This window comes from Candidatus Woesearchaeota archaeon, assembly GCA_020854775.1.
GTDB lineage: Archaea > Nanobdellota > Nanobdellia > Woesearchaeales > 21-14-0-10-32-9 > 21-14-0-10-32-9.
In genome coordinates this window covers 1-13,740 of sequence record JAHKLZ010000046.1, presented here as the reverse complement: position 1 = coordinate 13,740, position 13,740 = coordinate 1, and the positions used below count along the sequence as shown (strand labels likewise).

The window sequence follows — 13,740 nt, the reverse complement described above, 5'->3', positions numbered from 1 at the left end:
TGTTGAACTCATTAAGAAAACGGAGTGAGACTAAGCGAAGCGCATGTCTCACACTAGCAAGACGTGCACGAGCTTTCTGGTGCAATCACTTTGAGGCTGTTGTTGAACTCATTAAGAAAACGGAGTGAGACTAAGCGAAGCACCTAGTTTATTCTTATATTATTTTTTTCGGAGATTTTTCGAACAAATCATAATATTTTCTATTAAAAATAACAATATTTATAAACAATTATTACTTTCAAAGGTATATGAATAAGATTTTATTAAAAAGAATTATTTGTGAAAAAGATTTGTTTGTTCCTAGTATTTTCACTGTTAAACAGTTTGAAGCGATTAAAAAATATTTAAGTAAAATCAATATGTCTAATTCTGAAAAGAAATCTTTGTATACATCCATTGCTAAAAAAGTTAAAGCTTTAGAATTTTTGTATGATGAAAAAAAAGATTTTTTTATTAGAGGAAATGTTATTTCTTCTAGGATTGATGAAGCTAAAAGAATTATTTCTTCTTTTAAGAACGAAAAAGTCTTTGTTGGTGGTTCTTTTTTATTTTCTGATACTTATAATGATATTGATGTTTTTATTATTAGGAATAAAGGTTATAAAGAAGAATTTAAAGATAATTTGCACATTATTTATTTGACTGAGAAAAAATTGTCTGATGCGATTTTTCAATCTGTTGCGAAAGTTTCTGTTTCTAATTTTAATAATTCTAGAAGTGTTACTTTAAAAAAGCCTTTTTTGTATGAATTAATGTCTTTGTATCATGAATCTTATATACAAATTAAAGAGCATGATAAAAAGAGAGAAGCAGTTAGGGATTTAGTTTTTTTTCATGAATATTTTGTTAATAAAAATGTTATTAGTCCTGAACAATTAAAGAAAATTGTTTTTGAATTGGAAATATTTGAGATTGATAAGTACTTTATTGATGTTTGTAATTGTTTATTTTCTAAGAAGTATTTGTACGTTGAAGTATTGAATTATTTAAAATCTCTTTCTAATGCTATAAATTCTGAGAGTAATGTTTCTCATCTTGTTCATTATAAAACTGTTTATGAAGGTTTAATTCATGGCTGATATTAAAAAGTTAATAACTGCTGTTTTAGGAGAAGATGTTGTTTTTAATAAGGATTTTGATAAACATGTTCTTTCTTTAAAAGGTGGTATGTTTGAAGATTTTATTTCTTGGATTAAAAATTGTAAGACAGGAAATATTTTAGGTAGTGTTCCTCCTAAAAGAGAGTTTAAAGATTTGTATGTTTTTTTTAGAAAAATTGGTAATAGTAAGCGAGCTGTTTTGATTAAGCGACAAAATTCTGATTTTGTTGAATTAATTTTAAGTGAGCATTTAGCTTATGATAAGAAGAGAAAAGAATTGGGTTTCAAAAAGAGTAGTTATTATAAAAGTTAGTTTTTTTGTTGTTTGTTGAACCATTCGTGTGCGTCTTCTGCGTTTTTGAAGAATTTTATTTTGTTTTTGTATTGTTCTTGGAATAGTTTTGGTCTTTGTTTTTGCCATTTGTTTTTTGTTGTTATGTTGTATCTTGTTAGTTTCGTGAAATTTTTTAGTCCTTCGTTTTTTCCTTGTTTTTTTCTTTGTATGAATCTTTTTGTTGTGTTTATTATTCTTTTTGTTAGGGTTGGTTTTAAGTATATTATTAGGTCTGCGTCTTCGTATGTTTTTTTTGTTAGTTTATAGTATCCTCCTTCTATTAGCCATTTTTTTTGTTTTAGAATTTTTTTGATTTCGTTTTTTATTTCTTGTTCTGGTTTTTTGTGGTCGAACTTCGTGGTTTTTGAGAAATCATATGCTACTTCATCTAGGGATGTTAAAGGTGTTTTTGTTTGTTCAGATATTTTTTTGCCCAGATATGTTTTTCCTGATCCGCTTCCTCCTGTGATTCTTATTTTGTTGTATTTTTTTGTTGGCATTTTTAAGAATTAGATTAGTTCTTTTAGTTGGTTCAGTGTTTTGAATTCTTCGTGTTTTTCTTGGTTTATTATTAGTGTAGGCGCGGTTTTTACGTTGTATACTTGTTTTAGTGTTCTTACTGCGTTGTTATTTATGTTTATGTCTACGCTGTATATGTTTACTTTCTCTGTTCTTTTTAGATAACTTAGTATGAATCCTTGGTCTGCGCATTCTTTACAATCTCCTTCGTTTGAGTATAAGTAAACTATGTTTGTTACTTCTGTTTCGCATTGTTCTTTTATTTTCGTCATTAGTACCCAGTGTCTTAGTTGTATTATTGAGTAAAAATTCTTGAGTTCTTGTACGTCTTTGTTTTTGCTTCCTAGTTGGTTCTCCATGTATTCTACTTTCATTGATAATTCGTGTAAGTCATCACTTAGGAATCCTAGGTCTTCTATTGCGCAAGGGTTCTCTGCTAGTATTGCGAATTCTACTTCTGAGCTCATCGTGCTTAGTCTTAGTTCTTCACTTATTTCTTTTACGTTGTCTAGTTTGTTTTTGTTTAGTAGTGTTCCTAGTAGTATTCCTGTGAAGAATACTAGTACTGTTATTGATAGTACCGCGGCGTGTTTTGCCCAATCCATTTTTTTAGTTCTTTTCATTTGATTTGTGGCTCCATTCTATTTTTTTCTTTCTTATTTTGCTTATTATTGAGATTGCCCACCAGTACCCGAAGAGTATCCAGTAGAACAATACGAAGTATATGTATGATTTTACTACGCTTTGTTTTTCTTTTGATATTTTTTTTGTGATTATTATTAGTATTAGTGATAATATTAGTCCTAGTAGTCCTAGTATCGCTATTGGTTTCGTGCTTATGTAGAATGTTTCGAATGAGAACCATTTTAGGTTTAGTATGTCGAAGTTTATTGCTATGTAATTATTCAGGGTTTTGTAGCTTGTTTCTAGGAATTTGTATATCGCGTATATGCCTAGGATTATTACCATTCCTACTGATATTAGTGACATTGGTAATACGAATAGTCCTAGTGTTCCGTGTTCTCTTCTGAATAATTCTCTGTAATCTATAACGTTTCCTAGGAATCCTGTGTACCATCTGAGTCTTTGTTTTCTTAGCGGGGTGAATTTTTTTGGTCCGTGTGTGTATACGTATGCGTTGACGCAGTTTTCTATTCTGAAGTTTTTTGATTGCATTCTTAGTGCTATTTCTATGTCTTCTGTTTGGTGTGCTTTTCTGTAGTATCCGTGTTTTTTGAAGAATTCTTTTTTGTATATTGTGAATGGTCCTGGTGTGACGTGTATTGATTCTAGGAATGAGAATACTTTTCTTAGTAGTATTCCTATTAGGAATTCTGTTCTTTGTATGTGTTGTAGTATTGTTTGTGGATTGTGTATTTTCATGGATGGTGTTACCGCCATGATGTTTTTGTCGTCTTCGAAGTATGCCATGATTCTTTTTAGTGCTTGGTTATCTACGAAGGAGTCTGCGTCTAGTGATCCTATGTATTCTGTGTTTGTTTTGTCTATTGCTAGGTTTAGCGCGGTGTGTTTTCCGCCGTTTGTTTTTGTGTAGAAGTCTATGTTTGGTTGTTCAGCGTATTTTCTTCCTATTTCCGCTGTTTTGTCTGTGCTTCCGTCATCTACTATTATTATTTTTAGTTTGTTTTTCGGGTAGTCTAGGTTTAGTACTGAGTCTACTGTTCCCGCTAGTGTTTTTTCTTCGTTGTATGCTGGTATTATTATTGTTACGCTTGGATATTTTTTTAGTTTCGTGTTTTTTGTTATGTTTTTTCTGTGTTCGAGTAGTGTTAAGAAGAAGTACACAGTAGTATATATGCTTATGAATGTGGCTGTGTATATTAGTATTTCTCCGAAGTTCATTTTTTTGGGTCTCCTTCGTTGTTGGTTATTTAAGAAGCTTTCTTTAGTTAAAAATGTTTTTGTTATTTGTGAAAAAAAAAAGAAAAAAAAGAAAAAAAGATTTAGTATGTGCACCCTGAGATTCTCGCTAAGTTGTTTAGGTTTTGGTATCCTTCTATTAGTTGTCCGTTTATTAGCCATGTTGGGTAAGTTGGGTATTCTTTTTTCAGGATGTTTTTACATTCTGCGAGTTTTGGGTTTGTTCCTTTTGCGTCACATTCTATTGTTATTACGTGTTCGAAGTATTCTCCGAATAGTTCTGCTTGTTTTTTTCCGTCTGGGCTCCAGTACGTGTTGTACATTTTTGCTCCTTTCTCTGTTAAGCATTTTGCTAGTCTTAGTTTTCTTGTATCTTCTGAGACTGGTTGTTCTGATTCTACGTATGTTATTGTTAGTTCTTGTTCTTCAGCTTCTTCAACTATTTCTTCTTCTACTTCTTCGATTGTTTCATTTGTTGTTTCTTCTATTATTGGTTGTTCTTCTACGACTTCCTCGATTGTTTCTTCGGTTGTTTCAACTATTTCTTCTAGTTCTTCGAATAATTCTTCGAGGTCTATTTCTATTGTTTGTTCTTCTATTTCTGTGAAGTAGTCTATGTTTGCTTCTTCTGTTAGTCTTTCTAGTAGTTCTAGGTATATTTGTTCAATGCTTTCTTCTATTAGCATTGATTCTAGTACTTCTTTTATTTCTTCGAATGTGCTTATTCCTGCGGGGATTGTTTTTTCTCTCCAGGTCACGTGATAGCCGTCTATTGTTTTTATTATTGCTACTTCGTCATCTTCTAGTTTTAATGATTCTGTGAATAATTCGTCCATGTGTGTGAAGTTTGTTTCTATGAAGTATTCTCCGCATGTGCTGGATGTTGTCCATTCGTCTGAGTGTTCTTTTACTAGTTCGCAGAAGTTCGTTTTGTTTTCGTTTATTTCTTGCATTATTCTTTGTGCTTCTTTGTATGTTTCTTCTTCTGTTTTGTTGTCAAAGTTTATTTGTATGTGTTTTACTACTGCGAATTCTTCGTATGCAAATTTTTGTTTGTTTTCTTCGTAGTATTTTTTTAGTTCTTCTTCTGTTACTTCTTTTTCGTATATTTCTTGTTCTAATACTTGTCTCGCCATTAGTTCTTTTTTGAATACTACTCTTAGCATTTCGTAATTTACTCCGAATCCTTCTATGTATTCTATTAGTTCTTGTTGTGTTAGGTCTATACTCATAGCCATGTCCCAGAATAGTTCATCTAGTTCTTGTTCTGTTATTGTCATGTTTTGTTTTTTTGCTTCTTGGTATAGTAGTTCTGTGTCTATTGTTAGTTCTAGTGCTTGTTCATCAGTTATTGGTATTCCGTTTAGTAGTCTTAGCCAGTCAGCTCTTGTTTTTACTTCTTGTTCGTTTATTGGTTCTCCGTTTACTAGCATTAGTACTTTGTCTTCTTTTGTTTCTGCGTTTTTTGAGAAAGTTGTTGCTATTACTATTACTAGTATTGCTAGCATTATTATTCCTATTAAGAAGTATAGTGGTTTATTGTTTGATTTTTTCTTTTTTGTTTTAGAAGATTTTTTTTGTTTCGTGGTTGTTTTAGTTGTTTTTGGTTTTTTAGTTGTTTTCTTCTTTTTAATTACTTTCTTTGTTTCTTTTTTGTCTTCTTTTGGTTTTTCTTTATTTTCTTGTTTTAGTTCTTGTTTTTCTGTTTGGTTTTGTTCTTTTGAAAGACCTGGTGTTTCTCCTTCTTTTGGAACAACGTTTATTTTATCAAGATCTATGTATTCATCTTCTTTCATGATGTTTCACCCTCACGTTTAATTTTTAAGCGTTATTTGCTTAATCCTTATTTTTTTCTTTGATTTTTTTGGTTCAAAGATTAAATTATTAATAGGTGAGGTTTTTGTTTTTTTTAAAACTATCGTTTTGAACCAATTTCGTAATGGTAACAAATCTTCTCTGGTGCTTTTTTTGGGTTTTGTAAAGAAAAATTATATAAATGCACTTCTTTTTACGTTTGTTAGGTGGTTATAAATGAGACTTACATTAGCAGAACCTAAGTTATTAAAGGAGAGTATATCTATTATTTCTGATTTAGTTACGGAGACGAAGTTCCGTGTTGGGAAGGATTTTGTTGAGATTATCGCTATGGATCCTGCGAATGTCGCTATGGTTATTTTTAGGATGCCTAGTAATAGTTTCGCGGAGTACGTTGTTTCTGAGGAGACTGTTTTGGCTATGAATTTGGCGAGTTTTAAGCAGGTTCTTCGTAGGGCTAAGCCTAATGATGTTCTTACTTTGGAGAAGACTGATAATAAGTTGAAGGTTATTCTTAAAGAGAAGAATACTAGGACTTTTTATTTGCCTTTGATTGATTTGGAGGATAAGCCTCAGAAGGTTCCTCAGTTGAATGCTAAGGCCGTTGTGTCTTTGCCTAGTTCTGTTCTTAGTGAGGCTATTGAGGACGTGGATATTGTTAGTGAGAGTGTTACTTTTATTGCTGAGAAGAATAGTTTGACTGTTTCTGCTACTGGTGATTTGAAGAATGCTGATGTTGTTATTGGTAGGGATGATACTGTTTCTATTACTTCTGAGGATGTTGAGAAGAGTAAGTATAGTATTGAGTATTTGAAGAAGATGATTCAGGGTGGTAAGCTTGTTTCTACTGTTGTTTTGAAGTTTAGTAATGATTATCCTTTGACTCTTGAGTTCGCAGAGAAAGATAAGCTTAGTCTTAGTTTTATTCTTGCGCCTAGGGTTGATAATGATTAGTTGATTTCTTAATTATTTTTTTTTTTAGAATTATTTTTTTTTGGTTTATTTGTATTCTGAGTAGGTTGGTTCTGTTTCTGGTGTTTTTTGTGGTTCTTCTTTTTTGTGTTCTTCTTTTTTATTGTGTGGTTCTTGTTTGTTTTTAGTTTTTGCTTCTTGTTTCTTTTGTTGTTTTTTTTGTTGTTTGTGTTTCTTTTTTTCTTGTTTTTGTTTTTCTTGGTTCAGGTATTGTTCTATTTTGTTTATTGTTTCTGTTAGTGTTTTGTTTTTTATTTTTCTTGCTAGTGCTTTTTGTTTTAGTGTTTGTTTTAGCCAGAAAGTTATTTGGTTTTTTGGTTTAGTTATTTTTTCGTAGTCTTCTTGCGTCATTTTTTTTAGTGTTTTTAGTAGTTCTTCTGTGTTTCTTATTTGTGTTATTGTTCCTTTTATTTCTATTGTTAGGTTTTCTGGTTCTGTTATTAGTAGGTTCTTTTTGTGTCTTCTTGATGCTAAGTAGTGTTTGAATCCTATTTGGTTTATTACTATCATTATTGTTATTAGTATCGCGGTGTATGACATTAGTATTATTAGGTCTGAGTATAGTTGTTCGAATCCTGCTCCGAACAGCATTGCTTTTCTTATTCCTTCTGATACTATTACGTATGGGTTTAGTTCTGCTATTTTGCTCATTATTGGTGAGAGTGTTTCTAGTGGCAGTATTAGGTTTGATAAGAACATTAATACTGATCCTATTACTATTGTGCTCATTGTTACTGCTTCTGATGTGCTTGCTAGTGTTCCTATTAGTAGTCCTATGGTTATGAATAGTGTTATTCCTATGAATAGGAACGCCATGGTTACTTCTGGGTTTGTTAGTATTGGTACGTTTAGGGTGAAGTGAGCGATTGCTAGTATTAGTAGTGTTTGTATTATTATTATTATTAGTGCTGTTAAATAATTTATGAAGGTGAAGTATTTTTGTGTTGTTGGTGTCGTGAAGTTTCTGAAGAATGATTTTGAGTCTTTTTCCATGAACACTAGGGTGCTTGATAGCATTAGTCCTATGAATAGTATTGCTAGTGTTAATAAGTATGAGAACGAGTAGGTTAATCTGTTGCTTGGTGCGGATACTGATTCTATTTTTGTTGTTATTGGGCTTGTTATGCTTCTTGCTGATCTTAATTCGAAGGATTCTATTTCTGTTAGTATTTGTTCTTGTTTTGTTTTTATTTGGTCTGTGTTTGTTGTTATTGTTTCTAATGCGTTGTTTATTTCGTTTAGGTTATTGGTCGTGGTTGTTTTTGCTGTTCCTGCTTTTTCTATTCTTTCTGTTAGTTTGTTTATGCTTATTGATAATGAGTTTACTGCTTTTTCTAAGTCGTTTAGGTTTTTTAGTAGGTCTTCGTTGTTTAGTGTTGTGTTTAAGTTGTTTAGTGATGATATGAATTCTGTTACGTTTGTTCCTCCTTCTTCTTCTAGTATTGGTATTATGTTTTTGGCTTTGTTTACTGCGTCTGTTGCTCTAGCTCTTAGTTCTACGAAGTCGTCTTCTACGTCTTCCATTCTTGCTTCTAGTGTTAGTAAGTTAATGCTTTCTTTTTTTGTGTCCATGTCTGTTATTGTGTTTAGTGCTGTGCTTGTTTGTGTGTTTGCGTTGTTTATTTGTGCTCTGTTTATTATTGTTAGTGCTAAGCTATCTTGTGCTTGTTTGTATGATACTTCTATTATGTTTATTAGTTGTTCTGCTAGTTCTTCGCTTATGTCTGATGATTCTGTTCCCATCGTTGTTGAGAATGATGATATTAATCTGTCTACGAGGTTTATTCTTGATTCGTCTACGTAGAATGTTAGTTCATTTTTTGCTTCATCTCTTATTTCGAAGTCTTCTGAGAATACTACGCACATCACTGTTATTCCGTCTCTTATTGATGAGACGCATTGTTGTTCTGTTTCGTACATTATTATGTTGTGTTCTGTTGTGTTGAATGATTGTATGTATCTCGTTGTTAGGTCTGTTGGTTCTTTTACGTGTGTTCCTATGTTTAGTTTTAGTTCTGGGTTGTCCATGAATCCTAGTCCTATTATGAATACTATTATTAGTGGTGCTAGTAGTACTACTAGTGCTGAGCCTTTTGATCTGGCTAGTATTTTTAGGTTTTTTTGTATTGATCTTAGTAGTTTCATTTTATTCTCTTTGTATGTTTAGGTTTATGAACACTTGGTTCAGGCTTGGTTTTACTAGTTTTAGTTCTATTATTTTTTCGTTGTTTTTTTCTATTTCTTTTACTAATTGGTTTAGTAGGTTTTTGTGGTCTTCGCAGAATAGTACTAGTTCTCCTCCTCTTTGTTCTGTTCTTATGATTTCTTTTGAGAATTTTTTTGATAAGTTCTTTTCTAATTCTTTGTAGTTTCCTGGGTGGGATTCTATTCTTATTTCGTGGTGTTTTAAGTATCTTGTTTTTAGTTCCGATGGTGTTGCTATGTCTAGTAGTGTTCCGTCTTTTATTATTGCTATTCTGTCACATAGTGTTTCTAGTTCGTTTAAGTGATGACTGGATATTATGACTGTTGTTCCTTTGTTGTTTATTTGTTTTATTAGTGCCCAGATGCTTCTCCTTAGTAATGGGTCTAAGTCGGATGTTGGTTCGTCCATTATTAGGACTTGGGGGTTGTGTATTAGGGCGCATGCTATATCTAGTCTTCTTTCCATTCCTCCTGATAGGTTTTTTCCTAGTTGGTTTGATGCTGTTTCTAGGTCGATTAGTTTTAGTAGTGAGTCCACGTTTGATCTTAGTACTTCTCTTGATAATCCGTATAGTTCTCCGAAGTAGTACAGGTTTTCTTTTACTGTTAGTTTTTCGTAGAAGCTTGGTAGTTGCGCGGCGAATCCGTATATGTTTTTGAATTTTTTTTGTTGTTTAAAAACCGAGTTGTATATTGGTTTGTCAGCTATCATTTGTGGTTCTTTGTATTTTACGTCTCCTGTATCTGGGCTTATGAAGCCTATCATCATGTTTAGTAGTGTTGTTTTTCCTGAGCCACTCGCGCCTATTAGTCCTATTATTTCTCCTGGTTTTACTTCGAAGGATACGCTCGATAGTATTTTTTTTCTTCCGAAGCTTTTTCCTAGTTTTTCTACTGTTATTAACGGGTCCGGCATTATGTTGTAAGAATCGTGTTAGTTTTTAAACTTTATTATTAATTTGTCGTCTAATAATCTTGGTTTTTGTTTTTATTTCTTAGTAGTTAAGGTTTCTTCTGATTTTTGTTTTGTTTTTTTTTTTGACTTAAATAAAAAGATGTTAAACCCGCAACGAAATCGTTATATGTCTTCTTCTTCGATTTCTTCTATGTCTTCTAGTGATAATAAGTCATCGTCTTCAGTGTTTATTTCTTTTTTGTGTTCAAGTTCTTTTTTTGTTTCTTCTTTTTTGTCTTCTTTATTTTCTTGTTCTTCTTCTTTTTTGACGATTTCTTCTTTGTCTTCTTCTTTTTTGTGTTCAGTTTCTTTTTTTGATTCTTCTTTTAATTTCTTCATTTCGTCTTCTGGTTTCACTTCTGAAATCACTACGTTAGCTACGAATTCTATTTTTCCGAACATCTCGTTCTTAGTTGTTCTCCCTATGAATTTCATCATTGCTCCTAGCATCTTGTTTTTGTATTCGTCAAATGATTCTGGTGCGTCTTTGAATTTTAGTAATTCTTCTTCTGTTACGTTTAAGAAATTAATTATTTGGTTCTTCCACAATACTACTCTTATGTTGTCTGAGCCGTCATCTACGAATATGTTAAGAACTGCTCCGTAAGTGTATCCTTCTGGGTTTTCTTCTTCTTTTATTCTTTTTCCTTCACTATTAACTTTGAAGAACTTAGGGTCGAATACTTGAACCACTGTAGCGAATAATTCTACGTTGTCATCTCCTTCTTTTAGTTCAGAGATTTTTTTTCTTTCTGGTTCTGCGTAATTGTTCTGTGTTTCTATTTTTACTCCTTCAGGATTAACTTCTATTTCGCCTGATTCTCCTAGGTGAAGCTCGGTTCTTCCGTTGTTGTCTCTTACGTTAATGTTTTTTAGTTTTATTAAGTCGTTTTCTTTGAAGTTTTTTTCTAGGTCTGCTTTGTCGTTCCACAAAACAGCCATTGTTACTCCTGTGTCGTCTCCTACTAAGAATTTGAATACTTTTCCTTGTCCTCTAGCGTTTTCAAAAGTTCTTAAGTCGTATTTCCTGATTACTTTACAGTTTAATTCAACGTCTCTCATGCCCGCCATTAAGCTCTTAATCTTCATGACTCCTTCTGTTTGCATGAGTTTAACTCCTAATTCGTTAGCGACGATGTGCGCTGCTCCTTCTTTGCTGATTAATCCAGATAAGTGTTCTAGTTTTGCATCTATTTTTTTTTGTACTTCTTCTTCTTTCAGATCTGTTTGTTCAGTTATTTTTTCTATGATTACTTCTATTGGTATGTTTATCATAATTATTTCACCTTTTTAATGAGTTCTCCCTTAATAATAAGGCTTTTTTTGTTCATATATAAAGTTTACTATGACGCGTGACCAGTACTTTTGTTTGTGACTTAAAAATGAGTTTTTTAACCAAAAATATTTAAATAAGTACAATTATTGAATAAGACATGAAAGAGGTATTTTGGTTAAGATTAGTCTTTGTGTTAGTTGTTGTTATGCTCATGACTGGCTTAGTGCTGGGTCAAGGAATACCTTTGAATGATTGTTTATTAGAGGAGTACGACGCGATAACTAATACTTCTCACGCGCGATTCGATGAGTTGAATTCTAGTTATGTTCTTACTGGTTACGTCTCGATGCAAGCGCATTATTCTAATGAGTTGTTTCCTGGAGTAATAGATTATCCGTACGGAGTTTTTTGTGATAATCGCTTAGTCATAAACAGGGATGATGCTCAGCCCACTTTTTATTTTTCTGATCCTTTAGAGTTCTTGTTCGAAGAAGAAGGAGTACTAGTTAATGGTTCAGGACACGTAAGTTTTTATAATGAAACAGTGTCTTTTAATGGTGAAGCGTTTCATGGCTTCACGGGTTCTTGTAGAGTAGTGGGTAGCGGAAATAGTTGTGCTAGTCACGAAGTGTGCGTTTTGAAGATTAGTAATCCTGATCAGGGAAGCGTGGCTGATTGTAACGATGAGTTTTTGCCTTATTTTAATAGTTTTCAGAACAGAATCTGTTGCGCCCCGACGGAGTATTGTCGAGACGGCATAGATAATACGGGTGATGGCTTGGTGGATTGTCAAAGCCCTGAGTGTCACGCGAATGTTTTAATTGGTACTAGGCCTCAGAGGTGTGATCCTCATCTTGTGCCTGGTAATGCTCAGCGTACTTTGGATTGTGTTGATGTTGAGAATAGTGAGCCTGGTAACGTGGTGTTTTTTGATCACTGCTTAGGACCTGATAGCTTGTATGATATGGATGTTGGTTTTTTTAGTAATCCTTGGCCTGTTGGGTTTCCTGATACCTATAATTATCCTGATGTAAGCCTTGCGTATTATTGTAATTATGGTGAGATTGATAATCCTGATGATGAGCCTGTTGGTCGTTGTTGTCCTTACGGACAATGGTATGATCAAAGTAGGGATAACTGCGTAGATTTTATTCCTTGTGATACTTTGTATTGTCCTTATAATTTTATGAATCAGTTTGAGCCTTGGCTTGCTTCTCTTTATGATGATAATCCTTGGTGTCATAGTCACTTACCTTTATTTACTACTCGTACTGTTACTAGAAGTGATGCTTGTTGTCCTGTTGTTACTCACGGCACTTTTGGTTATTACATCTTAGATGATAACGTTAAGATTTTTGGAGCAGAATAATTATTTTTCTAAATTTAAATATTTTTTTGTTGATTTTCCGATTTTTTCTTCGTAATACTTATTAAAAAATTTTTATTTCTCTATGTTTATGAATGATTTAATTATAGATATGAAAAACAAAATCCATAGTATTCGTGGTAAACAAGTTATGCTTGACTCTGATTTAGCAGAACTTTATGGTGCTGATGTTAAAAGATTAAATGAGCAAGTTAGAAGAAACGTTGAGCGTTTCCCTAAGGATTTCATGTTTCAATTAAGTGAAGAGGAATTTTTAAGGTCGCAATTTGCGACCTTAAACAAAAGTAGGGGTCAGCATAGGAAAGATTTACCTTTTGTTTTCACCGAACAGGGCGTAGCGATGCTCTCTGGAGTTTTACGTAGCAAAAAAGCGGTTGAAGTTAATATTAAGATCATGCGTGCTTTTGTTGAAATGCGTCATTTTTTATCTCAGAACTTTGAGGTGTTTGAAAAATTTCAAAAAATAGACAAGAAATTACTGGTTCATGATAATAACTTTAATAAAATCTTTGAAGCAATGGAACAAAAGCAATTAACACATTCTCAAGGTATATTTTTTGAAGGGTAAGTGTTTAATGCTTTCATATTCGTTTCCAATATCATAAAAAAAGCCAAACAAAGAATTATTTTATTTGATAACTACGTGGATGAAAACACGTTGAAGTTGTTTTCTGATAAAAAAAGATGTGTTGAAATAAAAATTTACACTAAGAACATGACAGAAAAACTTTTGTTGGGTGTGAAAAAGTTTAACCAACAACACAATGGTTTAGTTATTGAAAAATTTGATAAAAGCCATGATAGATTTTTGATAATTGATGACGAGTTGTATCATTTTGGTGCTTCATTTAAAGATCTTGGTAAGAAGTGGTTCGCGTTTTCTAAAATAAGCACGGATTTAAATGTTATTTTAAATAATGTACGCTAAAAGATTCTTTTTTTTATTTGCTTTGTAGTAGTTGAGAATATTGTTTTTTTTTAGGATGAGTTTAAATCTTGATTTAATGTTATTAAGATTGAATTCATAGTTCTCCTTCGGAGTAGTTTGTTCTTGTTCTGTGTTTTATTTGGTTTCTCATTCTTGTTACTGTTGTTAGTATGAATTCGTCTCCGTTTGAAACTGTGTAACTCGTAGAACCTCCTCCTCCTGCAGGGTTTTGAAATGCGTGTGATGCTTCTATAGTCTCTTCTCTAACAGCAACTAAGCTTGTTTCCCCTGGAGGCGTGTATACACACCCTATTACAATACCTTCTTCTAAATTAACATCAGGAGTATTTACAGCCATACTTATATCG

General features: G+C 32.5%; 12 protein-coding genes and 1 pseudogene. 5 read left to right on the top strand and 8 right to left on the bottom strand.

Going from position 1 to position 13,740, the window contains the following annotated elements:
- Nucleotides 1–248 precede the first annotated feature (248 nt).
- Both KO361_05940 and KO361_05935 read left to right on the top strand, forming a co-directional pair.
- Nucleotides 249–1,079, top strand: coding sequence for a hypothetical protein (locus tag KO361_05940; protein MCC7575104.1), 831 nt, complete (start codon nucleotides 249–251; stop codon nucleotides 1,077–1,079).
- Nucleotides 1,072–1,413, top strand: coding sequence for a hypothetical protein (locus KO361_05935; protein ID MCC7575103.1), 342 nt, complete (start codon nucleotides 1,072–1,074; stop codon nucleotides 1,411–1,413). The genes KO361_05940 and KO361_05935 overlap by 8 nt, the downstream gene beginning before the upstream one ends.
- Here the strand turns inward: KO361_05935 and KO361_05930 are convergent.
- The 4 genes from KO361_05930 to KO361_05915 all read right to left on the bottom strand — a co-directional run bounded on the left by KO361_05930 (nucleotide 1,410) and on the right by KO361_05915 (nucleotide 5,630).
- Nucleotides 1,410–1,934, bottom strand: coding sequence for a hypothetical protein (locus KO361_05930; GenBank protein ID MCC7575102.1), 525 nt, complete (start codon nucleotides 1,932–1,934; stop codon nucleotides 1,410–1,412). The genes KO361_05935 and KO361_05930 overlap by 4 nt on opposite strands.
- A gap of 9 nt (nucleotides 1,935–1,943) precedes the next feature.
- Nucleotides 1,944–2,576: a hypothetical protein gene (locus KO361_05925; protein ID MCC7575101.1), complete on the bottom strand. Its 633-nt coding sequence runs from the start codon at nucleotides 2,574–2,576 to the stop codon at nucleotides 1,944–1,946.
- The gene (locus tag KO361_05920) at nucleotides 2,563–3,816 is read right to left on the bottom strand and encodes a glycosyltransferase family 2 protein (protein MCC7575100.1); all 1,254 of its coding nucleotides are present in this window, start codon (nucleotides 3,814–3,816) and stop codon (nucleotides 2,563–2,565) included. Before KO361_05920 ends, KO361_05925 begins: the two co-directional genes overlap by 14 nt.
- A gap of 101 nt (nucleotides 3,817–3,917) precedes the next feature.
- Nucleotides 3,918–5,630: a peptidyl-prolyl cis-trans isomerase gene (locus KO361_05915; GenBank protein MCC7575099.1), complete on the bottom strand. Its 1,713-nt coding sequence runs from the start codon at nucleotides 5,628–5,630 to the stop codon at nucleotides 3,918–3,920.
- Between the two features lie 235 nt (nucleotides 5,631–5,865).
- On the opposite strand from KO361_05915, the gene pcn reads away from it, so the two are divergent.
- The gene (gene pcn / locus KO361_05910) at nucleotides 5,866–6,603 is read left to right on the top strand and encodes a proliferating cell nuclear antigen (pcna) (GenBank protein ID MCC7575098.1); all 738 of its coding nucleotides are present in this window, start codon (nucleotides 5,866–5,868) and stop codon (nucleotides 6,601–6,603) included.
- A 45-nt stretch (nucleotides 6,604–6,648) separates the two neighbouring features.
- Here pcn and KO361_05905 read toward each other — a convergent pair whose 3' ends face one another.
- The 3 genes from KO361_05905 to KO361_05895 all read right to left on the bottom strand — a co-directional run bounded on the left by KO361_05905 (nucleotide 6,649) and on the right by KO361_05895 (nucleotide 11,056).
- Complete coding sequence (locus tag KO361_05905; protein MCC7575097.1) at nucleotides 6,649–8,766, bottom strand: ABC transporter permease; 2,118 nt, start codon at nucleotides 8,764–8,766, stop codon at nucleotides 6,649–6,651.
- A gap of 1 nt (nucleotide 8,767) precedes the next feature.
- Nucleotides 8,768–9,742 carry an ABC transporter ATP-binding protein gene (locus tag KO361_05900; protein ID MCC7575096.1) on the bottom strand — a complete coding sequence of 325 codons (975 nt, stop codon included), beginning with the start codon at nucleotides 9,740–9,742 and terminating at the stop codon, nucleotides 8,768–8,770.
- A gap of 162 nt (nucleotides 9,743–9,904) precedes the next feature.
- The gene (locus KO361_05895) at nucleotides 9,905–11,056 is read right to left on the bottom strand and encodes a hypothetical protein (GenBank protein MCC7575095.1); all 1,152 of its coding nucleotides are present in this window, start codon (nucleotides 11,054–11,056) and stop codon (nucleotides 9,905–9,907) included.
- 158 nt (nucleotides 11,057–11,214) lie between these two features.
- Between KO361_05895 and KO361_05890 the strand changes: the two genes are divergently transcribed.
- Both KO361_05890 and KO361_05885 read left to right on the top strand, forming a co-directional pair.
- Nucleotides 11,215–12,426: a hypothetical protein gene (locus KO361_05890; protein ID MCC7575094.1), complete on the top strand. Its 1,212-nt coding sequence runs from the start codon at nucleotides 11,215–11,217 to the stop codon at nucleotides 12,424–12,426.
- 88 nt (nucleotides 12,427–12,514) lie between these two features.
- Nucleotides 12,515–13,372, top strand: a pseudogene (locus tag KO361_05885) (ORF6N domain-containing protein).
- A gap of 94 nt (nucleotides 13,373–13,466) precedes the next feature.
- Here the strand turns inward: KO361_05885 and KO361_05880 are convergent.
- A partial coding sequence (locus KO361_05880; GenBank protein ID MCC7575093.1) for a hypothetical protein occupies nucleotides 13,467–13,740 on the bottom strand: 274 nt, incomplete at its 5' end.